The organism is Sphingobium bisphenolivorans, assembly GCF_000412635.1.
GTDB lineage: Bacteria > Pseudomonadota > Alphaproteobacteria > Sphingomonadales > Sphingomonadaceae > Sphingobium > Sphingobium bisphenolivorans.
Genome location: NZ_ASTG01000015.1, coordinates 95,933 through 110,017 on the forward strand (window position 1 = coordinate 95,933; position 14,085 = coordinate 110,017).

Annotated in this window: 12 protein-coding genes; 5 read left to right on the plus strand and 7 right to left on the minus strand. The window is 66.8% G+C overall.

Annotated features, from left to right (window positions below; all coding sequences use genetic code 11):
• Positions 1 to 56: 56 nt before the first annotated feature.
• The 4 genes from L858_RS0112105 to L858_RS0112120 are packed head-to-tail and all read left to right on the plus strand — an operon-like array spanning position 57 to position 3,767.
• Positions 57 to 1,022 (plus strand): alpha/beta hydrolase, encoded by a 966-nt coding sequence (locus L858_RS0112105; protein WP_022683411.1) that lies wholly within the window; start codon positions 57 to 59, stop codon positions 1,020 to 1,022.
• Positions 1,019 to 1,774 (plus strand): (Fe-S)-binding protein, encoded by a 756-nt coding sequence (locus L858_RS0112110; protein WP_022683412.1) that lies wholly within the window; start codon positions 1,019 to 1,021, stop codon positions 1,772 to 1,774. Before L858_RS0112105 ends, L858_RS0112110 begins: the two co-directional genes overlap by 4 nt.
• Positions 1,771 to 3,165: a lactate utilization protein B gene (locus L858_RS0112115; protein ID WP_022683413.1), complete on the plus strand. Its 1,395-nt coding sequence runs from the start codon at positions 1,771 to 1,773 to the stop codon at positions 3,163 to 3,165. The genes L858_RS0112110 and L858_RS0112115 overlap by 4 nt, the downstream gene beginning before the upstream one ends.
• On the plus strand, positions 3,162 to 3,767 hold the full coding sequence (locus L858_RS0112120; RefSeq protein ID WP_022683414.1) for a LutC/YkgG family protein: 606 nt from the start codon (positions 3,162 to 3,164) through the stop codon (positions 3,765 to 3,767). Before L858_RS0112115 ends, L858_RS0112120 begins: the two co-directional genes overlap by 4 nt.
• On the opposite strand, the gene L858_RS0112125 is transcribed toward L858_RS0112120, so the two are convergent.
• The 7 genes from L858_RS0112125 to L858_RS0112155 form a co-directional block, all read right to left on the minus strand.
• Positions 3,764 to 5,164, minus strand: a complete 1,401-nt coding sequence (locus L858_RS0112125; protein WP_022683415.1) for an efflux transporter outer membrane subunit — start codon at positions 5,162 to 5,164, stop codon at positions 3,764 to 3,766. The genes L858_RS0112120 and L858_RS0112125 overlap by 4 nt on opposite strands.
• Positions 5,157 to 6,059, minus strand: a complete 903-nt coding sequence (locus tag L858_RS0112130; RefSeq protein ID WP_022683416.1) for an efflux RND transporter periplasmic adaptor subunit — start codon at positions 6,057 to 6,059, stop codon at positions 5,157 to 5,159. Before L858_RS0112130 ends, L858_RS0112125 begins: the two co-directional genes overlap by 8 nt.
• A complete protein-coding gene (locus L858_RS0112135) occupies positions 6,056 to 6,271 on the minus strand; it encodes a DUF1656 domain-containing protein (RefSeq protein WP_022683417.1) in 216 nt (71 codons plus the stop codon). The genes L858_RS0112130 and L858_RS0112135 overlap by 4 nt, the downstream gene beginning before the upstream one ends.
• Entirely contained in the window at positions 6,268 to 8,334 is a 2,067-nt protein-coding gene (locus tag L858_RS0112140; protein ID WP_022683418.1) for an FUSC family protein, read from the minus strand. The genes L858_RS0112135 and L858_RS0112140 overlap by 4 nt, the downstream gene beginning before the upstream one ends.
• Before the next feature lie 13 nt (positions 8,335 to 8,347).
• A complete protein-coding gene (locus tag L858_RS0112145) occupies positions 8,348 to 8,797 on the minus strand; it encodes a MarR family winged helix-turn-helix transcriptional regulator (protein ID WP_022683419.1) in 450 nt (149 codons plus the stop codon).
• A gap of 153 nt (positions 8,798 to 8,950) precedes the next feature.
• The gene (locus tag L858_RS0112150; protein WP_022683420.1) at positions 8,951 to 9,253 is read right to left on the minus strand and encodes a hypothetical protein; all 303 of its coding nucleotides are present in this window, start codon (positions 9,251 to 9,253) and stop codon (positions 8,951 to 8,953) included.
• Between the two features lie 23 nt (positions 9,254 to 9,276).
• Positions 9,277 to 12,147, minus strand: coding sequence for a M16 family metallopeptidase (locus L858_RS0112155; RefSeq protein WP_022683421.1), 2,871 nt, complete (start codon positions 12,145 to 12,147; stop codon positions 9,277 to 9,279).
• 141 nt (positions 12,148 to 12,288) lie between these two features.
• Here L858_RS0112155 and L858_RS0112160 point away from each other — a divergent pair, with 141 nt between their 5' ends.
• Complete coding sequence (locus L858_RS0112160) at positions 12,289 to 13,911, plus strand: M28 family metallopeptidase (protein WP_028056065.1); 1,623 nt, start codon at positions 12,289 to 12,291, stop codon at positions 13,909 to 13,911.
• Positions 13,912 to 14,085: the final 174 nt, after the last annotated feature.

The following is a 14,085-nucleotide window of genomic DNA, read 5'->3' on the forward strand; positions in this document are numbered from 1 at the left end:
GCCGGGCCAGCGCCTGACGCTGATCCGACCCGCACCGCTTGGAGGACGAACTGCCGATGACCATAATCGACCGCCGCACCCTAATCACCGGAGCTGCCGTGACTGCGGCGCTGACGCCCGCCGCCGCCTTGGCGCAGGGCTTCCCGCTGCCAAAGGGGTTTGAGCGTTTTCCGATCTGGCCGGGCAAGGCGCCAGGCGGCGAGCGCGTCACGGTGAAGCAGGCCGAAGCGCTGCGCCGTCCGGAGAGCGGGCCGGAGGACAGCGCGATTTCCCATGTGGTGACGCCGACGCTCACCATTCTGCGCCCGGCGCGACCCAACGGCGCGGCGATGCTGATCATTCCGGGCGGCGGCTATGTGCGCGTGGCGATAGGCCACGAAGGCTACAGCGTGGCGCGGCGCTTCGCGGAAGCCGGCTATGTCTGCTTCGTCCTGCTTTACCGAATGCCGGGCGACGGCTGGGCGGCAGGACCGCAGGCACCGCTGCAGGATGCGCAACGCGCGCTGCGCATCGTGCGCAGCCTGGCGAAGAAGGAGAAGTTCGACGCGGCGCGCATCGGCGTCATGGGCTTTTCCGCAGGCGGTCACCTTGCCGCCTGGCTCACCACCCGAGCGGTGGAGAGCTACAAGCCGGTCGATGCCGTCGATCGGGAACCGGCCAAGGCGTCGGCAGCCGCCTATATCTATCCAGTGATCGAGATGGAGGGGCCGCACGTCCATGCGGGGTCACGGACGCAACTGCTCGGCTCAAATCCGACGGCCGAACAGATGCGCAGCTATTCGCTCGACCAGAATATCGCCGACGGCGCGCCGCCCGCCTTCCTCGTCCATGCGTTGGACGACCAGTCGGTGCCGCCTGAAAACAGCCTCGCCATGCTGGCGGCACTGCGGGCGAAAGGCGTGCCGGCCGAGTGTCATCTGTTCGAAAATGGGGGGCATGGCTTCGGCCTGACCGCGCAGGCTCAATCCGCCGCCCCGTGGCCGGAGCTCTTTCTCTCCTTCGCCAAACGACACGGTTTATGAAGCAGCGGGTCGCCCTTTTCGTCACTTGCCTCGTCGATCTGATGCGGCCGCGCATCGGCTTCGCCGCGATCCAGGCGCTCGAAGCGGCTGGGCGCGAGGTGGTGGTGCCGGAAGGTCAGACCTGCTGCGGCCAGCCCGCGCTCAACACCGGCGATCGCGGCCATGCCGAGGCGCTGGCGAAACAGACCATCGCGGCGCTGGAGCCCTATGAGGCGGTCGTCCTGCCCTCCGGCTCCTGCGCCGGGACGATTTGCTGCCATTATCCCGAACTGTTCGAACATGATCCCGAATGGCTCCCGCGCGCGCAGGCGGTGGCGGGCAGGACGTTCGAGATCATGGCCTATCTGGACGAGGTCTGCGGCTGGAGGCCTGACAGCGTGTCGCTGAGCGCCAGCGCAACCTATCACGACAACTGCTCGGGCTTGCGCGAACTGGGAATCAAGGCGCAGCCGCGACGGTTGTTGAAGGCGATCGATGGCCTCTCCCTGACGCAGTTGCCGGGTGAGGAGACATGCTGCGGCTTCGGCGGCACCTTCTGCGTCAAATATCCGGCGATCTCCAATGCCATCGTGGGTGAGAAGGCCGAGGCGATCGAGGCGACCGGCGCCGACCTGCTCCTCGCGGGCGACTTGGGATGCCTGATGAACATGGCGGGCAAGCTCCATCGGGCTGGAAGCAAGGTGCGGGCCTATCATGCCATCGAGCTGATCGCTGGCATGGGCGATGGCCCGGCGATCGGGGAGGAGGCATGAGCACCTTCACCGACCGCGCCGACGCCGCCCTCGCCGACCCGCTGTTGAAGATCGCGGTCGAGCGCACCGCCGGAACCGCGGAAGCCAAGCGGGCGGCCGCCATCGCAGCCTTCCCTGATTTCGAAGCGGCGCGAGCCCGTGCCGCCGCGATCAAGGATCATGTGATCGCGCATCTCGGGGCCTATTTGGAGGAGTTCGAGGCCAATGCGGTCGCGGCCGGCGCGTGCGTCCATTGGGCAAGCACCGCCGACGAAGCCTGCCGGATCGTCGTCGAGATCTGCAAGACGGCCGGCGCGCGGACCGTCGCCCGCTCCAAATCCATGCTGGGCGAGGAAATCGGCCTGCCGCACGCGCTGGCGGAAGCCGGAATCCGCCGGATCGAAACCGATCTGGCCGAACATATCATCCAGTTGGCCGATGAGCGCCCCTCCCACATCATCTGGCCCGCCATGCACAAGACGCGCGAGGAGGTTTCGGCGCTGTTCAAGGCGCGGCACCGATCGCCGCACGAGGAGGAAACGATCGCTGCAATGGCGGAGAGCGCCCGGCGTGAGCTGCGCATGCAGATGCTGGGCGCGGATGTCGGCATATCGGGCGCGAATTTCCTGGTCGCGGATACAGGCGCCGTCTGCACTGTCACCAACGAGGGCAATGCCGAGCTTTCGCTCGTGCCGCCACGGGTGCACATCGTGACGGCGGGGATCGAGAAGATCGTTCCCTCCATGGAGCATGCCGTCCACATGCTGCGGATGCTGGCCCGATCAGCAACGGGCGCAGCGCTGACGCAATATACGACCTTCTATGCCGGCCCCAAACGCCCCGGCGATCGGGACGGGCCGGAGGAGATGCATATCGTGCTGGTCGATAATGGTCGGACGAAGATGCGCGAGGAGGGCCTGGCCGACATGCTCCGCTGCATCCGCTGCGGCGCGTGCATGAATCACTGCGTGGTGTTCCGGCAGATTGGCGGCCATGCCTATGGCGGCACCTATCCGGGGCCGATGGGATCGGTGCTGACGCCTGCCCTCGACGGGCTCAAGCAGAGCCGCGACCTTCCGAACGCCTGCACCCTCAACGGCAAATGCCAGGAAGTCTGTCCGGTCCGCATTCCCCTGCCCACGCTGCTGCGCGGCTGGCGGGAGAGGAGCTGGCGCGAGGGGCTGGAACCCGCATCCACGCGCGCAGGACTCGGGCTGTGGGCCTGGGTGGCATGCCGCCCAGCTCTCTACCGTGTGGCAACCGGCGTAGCCATGCGCGCCATGCGGCTGCTGAGCAGGGGCGGCTGGATCGCCCGGCTCCCGCTCGCCGGTGGGTGGACCCGCTATCGCGACATGCCAAAGCCTGCGCCGCGAAGCTTCATGGCCCAATATCGCAAGGAGCGCCGCGGATGAGCGCGCGGGAGGCCATGTTGGCGCGGCTCAGGGGCGCGCACCCGGACAAGGCGGAGGCCGACGCCCTGCTCGTCGCCCCCGACCGCCGGGCCGTGGACGAGGGCGCGCTGGAGACGGAGTTCCTCGCCCGCATCGCCCTGCCGAGCGTCAGCGCGACCCATGACATCATCGAACGGCTGGACGAGCTTCCCGTTGCCGTCGGCCGCTATCTGGAGCAGCAGGGCGAGCCCCTCACCCTCTGCCTGCCGCCCGATCCGCGCCTCTCCGCCTGCGACTGGAGCGGCTTCACCCTTCGCGAAAGCGCGGCGCCGGAAGAAACCGCCGCCCTTGCTATCGCGCGCAAGGGGATCGCGGAGACAGGATCGCTGATCTTCGAAACCTCCCCGCATGCGCCGATGCTGCCCAATTTCCTGGCGCTGCATCATATCGTGCTGCTCGCGGCCGGCGACATCGCCCCCTGGCTGGAGGATGCGCTGCTCCCCGGCCCCCAGCCGCGCGCGCATTATTGGGTGACCGGCGTGTCGGGCACGACCGATATCGAGGGCACCTATGTGCGCGGCGCCCATGGGCCCCGCTTCCTGCACGTCATTCTGCTCCGCTAGGACCAGCCGCCGCCCAGCGCGAGGAAGACCGCGATCTGATCCTGCACCAGTTGCACCCGCGCGGCGGCCGCCGACGCCTCCGCGCTGGCGAGGCTGCGCTGGGCGTCGAGCAGCGAGAGGAAGTCGCCCCGGCCGAAGCGGAAGAGCTTGCCCGCTTGCGCTGCCGACACCGAAGCGCTGTCACGCGCCCGCCCCAGCGCTGCTGCACGCTCGGCATCGCGGCGATAGGTTTCGAGCGCGGTTTCGGTCTGCCGCAGCGCCTCCAGCACGCTGCCCTCGAAGCTCGCCAGATCAGCCTGCACCTGAGCGTCGGCCTGGACGATCCGGGCTTTTACGACAGGGCGGTTGGGGAAGCTCCAGCTGATGAGCGGACCCAGGCTGAAACCGAAGGCAGAGCCGGAGCCGAAATCCTTGAGCGGTCCCGCCAGCCCGACCGACCCGCCTATTTTTACCTGCGGATATAGGTCCGCCATCGCAACGCCGAGGCGGGCGGTGTTCGCGGCGACGGTGCGCTCCGCCTGGCGAATGTCGGGCCGCCGCCGAATCAGCGCGGCGCCATCGCCCACCGGCAACGGCGTGCCCAAGGCCGGCGGGCGGGCGCAGCCCTCCACCTCGCGCGGATAATCGGCGGGCGGGCGGCCGAGCAGCGTTGCGAGCAGATAGAGGCCGGATTGCCGCTGCCCCTCGAAGCCGGGCAGCGCCGCTTCGCTCGTTTCCACCGCCGTCTGCGCCCGGCTGACGTCGAAGGCCGTGCCGCGCCCGCCCCGGAACAGCCGCTGCGTAGCGGTCAGCGTATCGCGCTGGAGGGCGACGACGCGCCGATTGACGACGAGCGAATAATTGGCGGTGCAGACCTGCGCATAGGCGCGGGCCGTCGCCGCCGCCACGCTGGTGCGCAGATAGTCGCGGGTGGCCGCGACCGCCTCGACATTGGCACCGCTCGCCTCGATCGCGCGGCGGATGCGGCCGTTGAGGTCGAGCGGATAGGAAGCGCTGAGCCCGAAATCATAGCTCATCGTGCCGGGCAGATGCTGCGTCACGCCCGAAGGCCTGGCGAGCGTCTCGCCGCCGCTGATGCTGGTGGTGATCTCCCGCCCCGCCTCCGTCTCGCGCAGGACGGCCTGCGCCGCGGTCAGGTTCGCCTCCGCGACGCGCAGATCAGTATTGGCGGCAAGTGCCTGCTCGATCAGGCCATCGAGCCGGGGATCATTGTAGAGCCTCCACCATTGGTCGGGCAGCGGGGCATCGGAAAAGCCCGACCCTTTCGCCGAGAGGAAAGCGCCCTGCGCGCCGGGCGCGGTCGCCGCCGATTGCTCCGGCGGGCGATAGTCAGGTCCGGCAGTGGCGCAGGCGGCAAGCGCTAACGCCAGCAGCGGCGTCCATAGCGATTTACGCATGGCGGCAGGCTCCGGGCTGGGCGTTCTTCCGGGCGGGTTCGATCGTTACGGTCGCGGTTCGCCCGGCGATCAGCTTCACCTCGGCCGGCACATGAGTCAGCTTCACCCGAACCGGGATGCGCTGGGCGAGGCGAACCCAGGAGAAGGTCGGCTCGACCGTGGGCAGCAAATTGCCGCTGTCGCTGCGGCTGGTGTCGTTGATGCCATAGGCGATGCTTTCAACCCGTCCGCGCAGGTCCTGCGCCTCGCCCATGAGCCGCACGGTGACCGGCGCGCCTATGCAGACGAGGGGGAGCTTGGTTTCTTCGAAATAGCCCTCGATGCGCAGGCTGTCGCGGTCGACCAGCGCCATCGCTTGCTGGCCCGCCGCCAAGAAGTCACCCGGATGCAGATCGAGATTGGTGACGACGCCGTTGACCGAGGCCACCACGCGGGTGCGCTTCAAGTTGAGCGCGGCGGCGTCGCGGGCGCTCATCGCCTCAGCCAGGGAAGCCTGCGCGGTTGCGACGCGCGCGACATTCTGCTCATGCGCTTCGGCCGCGACCAAGTTGCCGAGCGCCAGGTCGCGGGTTGCCTCGCGCCGGGCCTGACCGAGTGTCGCGCGAGCGCTGGCGATCTGCGATTCCGCCTGTTCCAGCGCCAGCGCGTAGCGCGGCCGGTCTAGCACGAAGAGCAGGTCGCCCGCTTTCACCGCCTGATTATCGTGCACTGCAACCGACGTGACCAAGCCGCTGATATCGGGCGTCACCCGCACCACGTCGGCGCGCACCCGGCCGTCGCGCGTCCAGGGGCTGCGCTCATAATGGTTCCACATCCAGATCGCCACCGCCAGCGCCGCGATGACGATGATGATGGTGGCGGCGCTGCGGAGCAGCGTGGCGGAAAGGCGGTTCATAGGCGGATTCCAAGGGTGGGGACGAGAAGCGCGAGCAGTCCCAGCATCAGCACGAAGATGCTGAGGTCGACCACCGCGCGATAGGCGAGGAAACGATAGAGGCCGAAGGCGCCGATCAGCCGGGTGACGCCCCAGCTCAGCAGCAGCGCAACCAGCGCGAGCAGCAGCAGTGTCGGCACATAGACGCCGCCGAGCGCGATTTCTCCAGTCATGCCGGTTCTCCGGTCAAGAGGGCGGCGCGGTACGCGGCGCTGTCCGGGAAAAGATTGCGGCGCAGGCTGACCAGCGCCAGCATCGCCTCCCGCCGGATCCCCGGTTGGGGGTGATGCGACAATCGGCCGATCGCCTCATCTATATCGTGCAGCAACTCGCGCCGCGCCGGTGCGGGTACATCCGGGTCCAACCCGCGATAATAGGCGCTGACGCCGCTCAGGACGTCCGCGAGCGGCGCTGCCTCGCCTGCGGGCAGGTCGATCCGCAAATGGCGCAGCTCCCCGATGGCGACGCCTGTGCGCAGGTCACGCAGCGCGTCGTAAAGGGGCTGCCCGCTGTCGGCGCGTGTCGCGGCAAGGCGCGGCGCGAGCAGGGCAATGCGGTCGAGCATGCGGTTGATCCAGCCACGAACATCCGGCGGCGACATGAGCGTGGCGCGATTGGCGATGTCGGCCCAGCCCGCGCGCAGCGTACGGCGGATAGCGCCCTCCACCCCGGCCGATTGCAACAGACCGGCCATGATGATGGCGAACCAGATGCCGACCAGCTGCGCCACCGTGCCGTTGGCATAGCTGGCGAAGGCGTTGACATAATGATCGCCGAGCAGAACGGGGCTGCCCAAGCCGAGCAGCGTCGGCAGCGCGATGCCAGCCCAGCGCGGCGAGGCCATCATCGCCCCCAGCAGCAGCAGCACCGGCGCATAGGCGGCCGCGAGCATGAGGAAGCCGTCGAGCCGCGGCATGATCGCATAGCCATAGACGGCGCCCAGCAGGGAAGCGACGATGGTGCCTACCATAAAGCCCTTGAGCGGCGCGAGCGGATTGTCGGCCGCGGAGAACAGCGCCAGGAACACGCCCGCCAACATGACGGCGCTGCCCCCGTCCTTCCAGCCGCTGCCGATCCAGAGCGCGCATCCTAGCGCAACCGTCAGGAAAGCGCCGAAGGCCCCCCGCAGCGCCCCGGCATAGTCGCGGTGCAGCTCGCGGTTGCGGCGGCCCTCCAGCAGTTCGGCGACGCGCGGCGTGACCGGCTGGCGGCTGTGAGTGACCATCTGGTCGTAGAGGTCGCGGCAGTCCCGATGCGCCGCGATCAGCGTCGACAGGCGCGCGAAAAGGCTGAGGCGCATCATGTCCGCCCAGCCCATGCCGCTTTGCGCTGCGGGCTCCATCGCGGCGCAGCGGGCAATCAGCGCGTCGGCGGCAGCACTGCGGGCGGTCCGGTCATCGTCGGGATCGACGATCCAGGCGCGGGCGTCGGCGATCAGCGCTTCTACCGGGGCGGGCACGCCGCCGCCGCTCGCCTGCCTGAGCGCGGCAAGCCTGTCCTCCACCGCCGCGCCCAGCGGCAGCAGCAACGAAAGCTGGTCCTGCATCGCACGGACGGTTCGCACGCGCGGTGCAAGACGGCTGATGTCGAAAGGAAGATGGACGGACAGCTGGTGCAGCTCGGTAATGTCCTGTGCGAGCCGCTTGCGCTCGGCATCCAGCTCTTCGACCGGCTCGACCGCGATGGCGTCATGCGACCAGCGCTCGGCATCACGCAGCATCGCATCCACACGGGCCAGCAGCAGCCCGGTGATCGACCCCGGGAAAACAACGCCATGGACGAGGCTGCCGCACAGGATGCCGAGCGTGATCTCCTGCACGCGCAGCGCGGCCACGGTGAAGATCGCCTCCGGCGCATCGACGTCGGGGAAGACGATGAGACAGGCGCTATAGCCTGCGAGCACGAACATGTAGGAGCGCGACGTGCGGTCCAGCAGCGAGAGGAAGACGCAGAAGGCGAGCCACGACGCGACGGCTAGCGAGAGCAATTCGGGCGCGTTCACCAGCACCGGCACGACCGCAACGGCGAACATCGCGCCGACGAGCGTGCCGACGATCCGGAACACCGCCTTGGAGATCACGGCGCCGGCCATCGGCTGCGCCACGATATAGCTGGTGAGGAACGCCCAATAGGGACGCTCCAGCCCGATGCTGAGCGCCAGGTACAGCGCCAGCATACCCGCCGCGAAGCATTTCAGGGAAAAGAGCGCCGCCGGCCAGCCGATGCGCTCGCTCACGCCCGTCTCTCCCTCATGACTGGCCGCGATGGTCGCTCATGCGGCGCTCCAGTAGGTTCAGGACATTGACGACGATCTCGACGGCAGCGTCGGGCACGCCATCCAGCAGTTCCTGTCGCAGCGCGCCTAGGCGTGTCTCGATCTTCCCCACGAGTTCCTGCCCTTCCGGCGTGAAGGCGAGTCGGTTGGAACGGCGATCATCAGGGTTGGGTAAGCGCTCGACAAGCCCTGCGGCCTGTAGCTGATCCAGCGTGCGGACAAGCGAAGGCTGCGTGATCCCCAGCTCCTCCGCCAAGTCTGCCTGCCGCGCATCGGGACCAAGCCGGCCCAGGAAGATCAGGCACCAGCCCGCGCTGTTGGAGATCGAGAGTTCAGCAAGCGCGCTATCGGCCAGTTGCCGCCACTGGCGTGCGACTTGAGGCAGTTTATGCGCGAGCGCGCGCAGATCGTCGGTGCGGGACATTTAAGTTAGATAGCTAACTAATTCCTGTTGTCAAGTAAGGTGGCTGCCTTCCTGTCAATGTGCTCCTGCGACCGGAGAAGCTGGACCAAGCGTCAACTGGGCTCCTGCTTTCGCAGGAGCACGTTTCGAATTCCGCAAAGTCGTTCAGGGACGTCAGGCGCGGCGCTGGCCGGAAAATCCCGCTGCGCCAAAAGCGCCTAATTGCATCGTGCCGGTAATCGCGTCGCCCGCAACTTCCGCTTCGCACTCCAGCGTCATCGGCATGGGCAAGGTCATGTTCATCTTCCAGCTCAGCTTGTTGCCGTCCACCCGGCCCTCGGCGACATCGAGCGAGCCCATCATTCCGGCGAAGGTGCCGTGGAAGCTATCACCCGAACTGACTACGGTCAGCACCCCGTTCTGGTCGCCCATCGGCGTCTTTGCCACGCAGTCATAGGCTCCGTCGACACCTGCCATTGCACTTCTCCTTTACGTAATCGTTAATCTGCCAATGTACCCATTTCCACCGGCAGGCCTACGGCGTCAAGCTGCGGCCGCACCAGCTTCGCATCACCAACAACGACCCAGATCAGCCGATCTGGATTGATTGCTTCCCGCGCCGCCTTGTCGAGGTCGGCGGCGGTCATGGCGCGATAGAGCGCGGGCAGCCTTTCATAGAAATCGTCCGGCCGTCCCAGCATATGGTTGCGCATCATCGCGGCGAGCAGGTCGGACGAGGTTTCGAAACTGCCCGGCAATGACAGGATCTGGCTGTTGATGGTCTGGTTCCGCTCCGCCTCGGTCGTGCCCCTCGCCGTCAAAAAGTCGCTGATGTCCTTGCGTGCCGCGATGATGGATGGGCCGGTCTTGTCCGTCTGCACCGGGGCATAGACCAGCAGCGGCATCGTCTCCTTGACGCCGGGAAGCGCGCTGCCCGCATAATAGGCCCAGCCTTTCGTTTCACGCAGGTCCATGATGAGGCGCGAGGTCGAGCTGCCGCCCAGCACCTCATTGGCCGTGGTGAGGGTGATTGGATTATCGGTGCCCTGCTTGCCCGTGAGTAGACCGGCGAGGATCATCGATTGCGGGCTTTGCGGCTTGTCGACCAGGATGATGCGCGAGGGCCGGAGCATGCGGTCGATGCGGAAAAGCTTGGCCCCCTTCGCCGCCTTTGGCGCCTTCCAGTCGCCGAAGCGCTTCTCCAGCAGCGGCATGACGTCAGCGAGATTGGTGTCTCCCGTGACGAAGATGGTCGCATTATCGGGCCGCAGCCATTTGTCATGGAACGCGACCAGATCGACGCGCGTCACCGCCTTAACCCCGCTTTCCGTACCCGAGCCGGTGAAGGGAATGCCGTAGGGATGCGCCTGCCCGTACAGCAGGGGCGGGAGCAGACGCTGGGCGATCGGCATGGGCTCGGTCTTCTCCGCGGCGATGCGGGTGAGCAGCTGGCCGCGCAGGCGCTCCACCTCCGGCGGGGCGAAGGCGGGGTTGCGGATCACGTCCGCCAGCAGGTCGAGCGATGCGTCGAGATTCGGCTTCAGCGCATAGAGGCCGACATTGGTCGCATCCATGCCGTTGCCAGCGCTGATCGACGCGCCGATCCGTTCCTGCTCCTCGGCGATCTGGACAGAGCTGCGGGTCTTCGTCCCCTCATCCAGCAAGGCCGTCGTCAGCGCGGCGGTGCCGAGCTTCGCCTTGTCGTCGGCGGCGTTGCCTGCGTCGAAGGACACCGACACCCGTACGACCGGGACGGTCGATCGCCGCGCGAAGACGACAGGGATGCCGTTACTGAGCTTGGCGTGCTCCACCGCCGGGAAGTCGAGGTCCTTGACCGGCTCGATGGCGGGCGCGGCGACCTTGGTCGGCGGCGGCGGCGTAGCAGCGACAGGGGCGGGCTTCTTGGGATCGCGGAAATAGGCAGGATGGTGGGTCGCGTTGCCCGCCAGCGCATTATCCTCAGCCGACCGCTCACCCGGCGCGACGGTCAGGCGGAAGACCGGGCGGCCAAGCCATTTGCGCGCAGCGCCGCCCACCGACTGCGGCGTGGCGGCGGCGTAAATGGCGAGGTCCTTCTTATATTTCTCCGGATCATTGGAATAGACCGCGCCTTCGGCCAGGGTCACCGCCTTGCCCGCGAAGCCGCCGACCTTCTCCAGGCCGCCTATGGTGCCGGACAGCTGCTGCGTCGCCGCGCGCTGGACCTCGTCTGCGCTGGGCCCCTTGGCGAGATAGTCGGCGAGCAGCTGGTCCAGCCGCTTGCCCACGGCCCCGGGGTCCTGACCCGGCTTCACGTCGACCGTGATCTCGGCAATGCTGAGCTTCTCAAAGGGCTGGATGCTGGCTTTGACGGCGACTGCGACCTTCTCGTCGCGCACCAGGACATTGTCGAGGCGGGAGGATTTGAGGCCGCCGAACACCGCCATGGCAAGGTCGAGCTGCGGCAGTTCGTCCGAATTGACGCCGGGCACGATCCAGTTGCGGTAGAGACGCGTCGCCGCGACATTGTCGTGCATCAGCTTCTCGACGTCCCGATCGAGCGTCGGGATGGTCGCATCCACATCCTTGGCGGCCGGGCCGGCAGGGATGTTGCCAAACCATTTCTCGACCTTCGCCTTCGCCGTGGCCGTGTCGATGTCGCCGGCCAGCACCAGCACGGCATTGTTCGGGCCGTAATGGGTTTTGAACCATGTCTGCACGTCGGCGAGGCTGGCCGCGTTCAGGTCCGCCATCGAACCAATGGTGGAGTGGCGATAGGGGTGCCCCTCCGGCAGCATCGCGGCGAGTTGCGCATATTCGACCAGGCCATAGGGCTCATTCTCGCCCATGCGCTTTTCATTCTGCACGACGCCGCGCTGCGTGTCGAGCTTGGTCTGGGTGACCGCGCCAAGCAGATGGCCCATACGGTCGGATTCAAGGAACAGCGCCCGGTCGAGCGCGCCGGTCGGCACCGTCTCGAAATAATTGGTGCGGTCGAACCAGGTGGTGCCGTTCCAGTCGGTCGCGCCGATGTCCTCCAGCCGGCCGAAGAATGGGCCGTCGGCGTTTTCCGATCCGTAGAACATCAGATGCTCGAACAGATGGGCAAAGCCCGTCTTCCCCTGGGGTTCGAAGCGCGAGCCGACATGATACCAGACCGACACCGCAACGACGGGCGCCTTGCGGTCGCTATGGACGATGACGCGCAGGCCGTTCTTCAGCGTGAACTGCTCATAGGGAATATCGACCGCGCTCACGAGGCTGGAGAGCGGCGCGGGCGCGGCAACCTGCACCGCTCGTTCCGCGGCCGCAGCCTGCATCGGCGGCAGGAGCGGCAGGCAAGACAGGCCGAGAGCCAGCGCCACCCGGCCGGTAAAACAATAGGAAGTCATGAGTGCCTCAAGAAGGTCGATTGGGTGGCGGGCAGCATAGCGAGCCGCCTTGGCCGCGCAACACGCATGTGAGGGTGCTGGACAGGCAGCGCTGGCGCGCTAGGTTCGACTTTCAATCATAAAAAGAGAGGTTTGCCGCCGATGTGCCTTCGCACCCTCGCCTTCGCTTCCCTCCTTGCGCTCGCTCATCCCGAAATCGGCATGGCCGAGGCTTCTCCCACCATTACCGGAGAGCAGATACGGGCCGATGTCGGATTTCTGTCTGACGATCTTTTGGAGGGGCGCGATGCGGGCACGAGAGGCTATGATATCGCGGCACGCTATGTCGCCGCCCGGTTCGAGGCGCTGGGCCTGCAACAGGCGGTACCGGGCAGCTGGTTCCAGCCTGTGACGCTCAGCCTCGCGCGGCTCGATGAACAGGCGCCGCCCTCGCTGACCATCGGCGACAGGCGCTTCTCCAGCGACGTCGCCATCGGCGCGTTCGGCCGCGAGGCGAAGCAGGGCCTCGCTGCGCAGGCGGTGTTCGTCGGCTATGGCCTCAAATCCGCGCGGGAGAAGATGGACGATTATGCCGGCCTGGACCTGCGCGGCAAATTCGCCGTCGCGCTGTCAGGATCGCCGCTCGGCATGCCGAGCGAGATCGGCGCGCATCTTTCCGCCGAAAAGGCACTGGCCGCGCAAGAGGCGGGCGCCATCGGCCTTATCACCATTCCCAGTGAAAGCTTCCTCAGCCGCACTTCTTGGGAGAGGTTGCGTGAGCGGGCGGGCGAGCCGGTCGTGAGCTGGATCGGGCAGGACGGCCAGGCCTATGTCCGTGCAGCGGGCATACGTGGCACAGCCTATGCGAACGGCGCGGCCGCCGAGGCGCTGCTGGCGGGGTCAGGCCGGACCCTCGCCGCGATCCGCGCGGAGGCGGCGAAGAAAGGCGCGCGGCCGCGAGGCTTCGCACTGAAGCCAATGATCCGGATCGAGCGCACCAGCATCGTCGAGACGGCCGCCAGCCGCAATGTCCTGGCGCTGCTGCCCGGTTCCGACCCTGCACTGGCAGGGGAATATGTGCTGCTGATGGCGCATCTCGATCACCTGGGGGTCAAAAAGAGCGCGAAGGGGTCGGACAAAATCCATAATGGCGCGATGGACAATGCCTCGGGCGTCGCCACGATGCTGGCGGTGGCGAAAGCCTTTGCCGAAAGCAGGCAGCGGCCGAGGCGATCGATCCTGTTCGCGGCGGTGACGGCGGAAGAGGACGGGCTGCTTGGGTCGCAATATCTGGCGAAAAATCCGGTGCTGCCCGCAGGCGGCAAGCTGGTCGGCGTGGTCAATCTGGACATGCCGATCCTGACCTATGACTTTCGGGACCTGATTGCGTTCGGCGCGGATCATTCGACATTGGGGCCGATCGTGAAGAAGGCCGCTGGGGCGGAAGGCATTGCGCTCTCGCCCGATCCTCTGCCCTCCGAAGGGCTGTTCACCCGATCCGACCATTACCGCTTCGTGCAGGAGGGCGTGCCCGCCATATTCCTGATGACAGGGTTCGCCGGCCCGGGACGAGAGGCGTTCGAGCATTTCCTGAAGACCGACTATCATCAGCCTTCCGACCAGATGAGCCTGCCCTTCCACTGGAATGCCGCCGCTAAGTTCGCCAGGGTGAACTATGCCATCGCCCGCGGGATCGCGGACGAGGCGCAGGCGCCGCTCTGGTACAAGGGCGATTTCTTTGGCGATGCTTTCGCGCCGGATGCTCCCAAGGCGGAAAAACCATGAACAATCCGGTAAGGAGAAAGATTTTCGCGGGCGCCCCTTGTGTGGCTTTTATGCAACATTACATCCGGGACAGCTAGAGCAAGGGCCAATCCCAAGGGGACGTTATGAACCTCGAAAAATTTACTGATCGCGCCAAGGGCTTCCTGCAATCGGCGCAGACCGTGGCGATCCGGA

What these genes read in the sequence shown, in the direction of transcription:
- L858_RS0112160 (WP_028056065.1), top strand. Translation starts at nt 12,289, where the DNA reads ATGTGCCTTCGCACCCTCGCCTTCGCTTCCCTCCTTGCGCTCGCTCAT.
- L858_RS0112135 (WP_022683417.1), bottom strand. Translation starts at nt 6,271, where the DNA reads ATGACTGGAGAAATCGCGCTCGGCGGCGTCTATGTGCCGACACTGCTG.
- L858_RS0112115 (WP_022683413.1), top strand. Translation starts at nt 1,771, where the DNA reads ATGAGCACCTTCACCGACCGCGCCGACGCCGCCCTCGCCGACCCGCTG.
- L858_RS0112125 (WP_022683415.1), bottom strand. Translation starts at nt 5,164, where the DNA reads ATGCGTAAATCGCTATGGACGCCGCTGCTGGCGTTAGCGCTTGCCGCC.
- L858_RS0112155 (WP_022683421.1), bottom strand. Translation starts at nt 12,147, where the DNA reads ATGACTTCCTATTGTTTTACCGGCCGGGTGGCGCTGGCTCTCGGCCTG.
- L858_RS0112145 (WP_022683419.1), bottom strand. Translation starts at nt 8,797, where the DNA reads ATGTCCCGCACCGACGATCTGCGCGCGCTCGCGCATAAACTGCCTCAA.
- L858_RS0112120 (WP_022683414.1), top strand. Translation starts at nt 3,162, where the DNA reads ATGAGCGCGCGGGAGGCCATGTTGGCGCGGCTCAGGGGCGCGCACCCG.
- L858_RS0112150 (WP_022683420.1), bottom strand. Translation starts at nt 9,253, where the DNA reads ATGGCAGGTGTCGACGGAGCCTATGACTGCGTGGCAAAGACGCCGATG.
- L858_RS0112130 (WP_022683416.1), bottom strand. Translation starts at nt 6,059, where the DNA reads ATGAACCGCCTTTCCGCCACGCTGCTCCGCAGCGCCGCCACCATCATC.
- L858_RS0112105 (WP_022683411.1), top strand. Translation starts at nt 57, where the DNA reads ATGACCATAATCGACCGCCGCACCCTAATCACCGGAGCTGCCGTGACT.
- L858_RS0112110 (WP_022683412.1), top strand. Translation starts at nt 1,019, where the DNA reads ATGAAGCAGCGGGTCGCCCTTTTCGTCACTTGCCTCGTCGATCTGATG.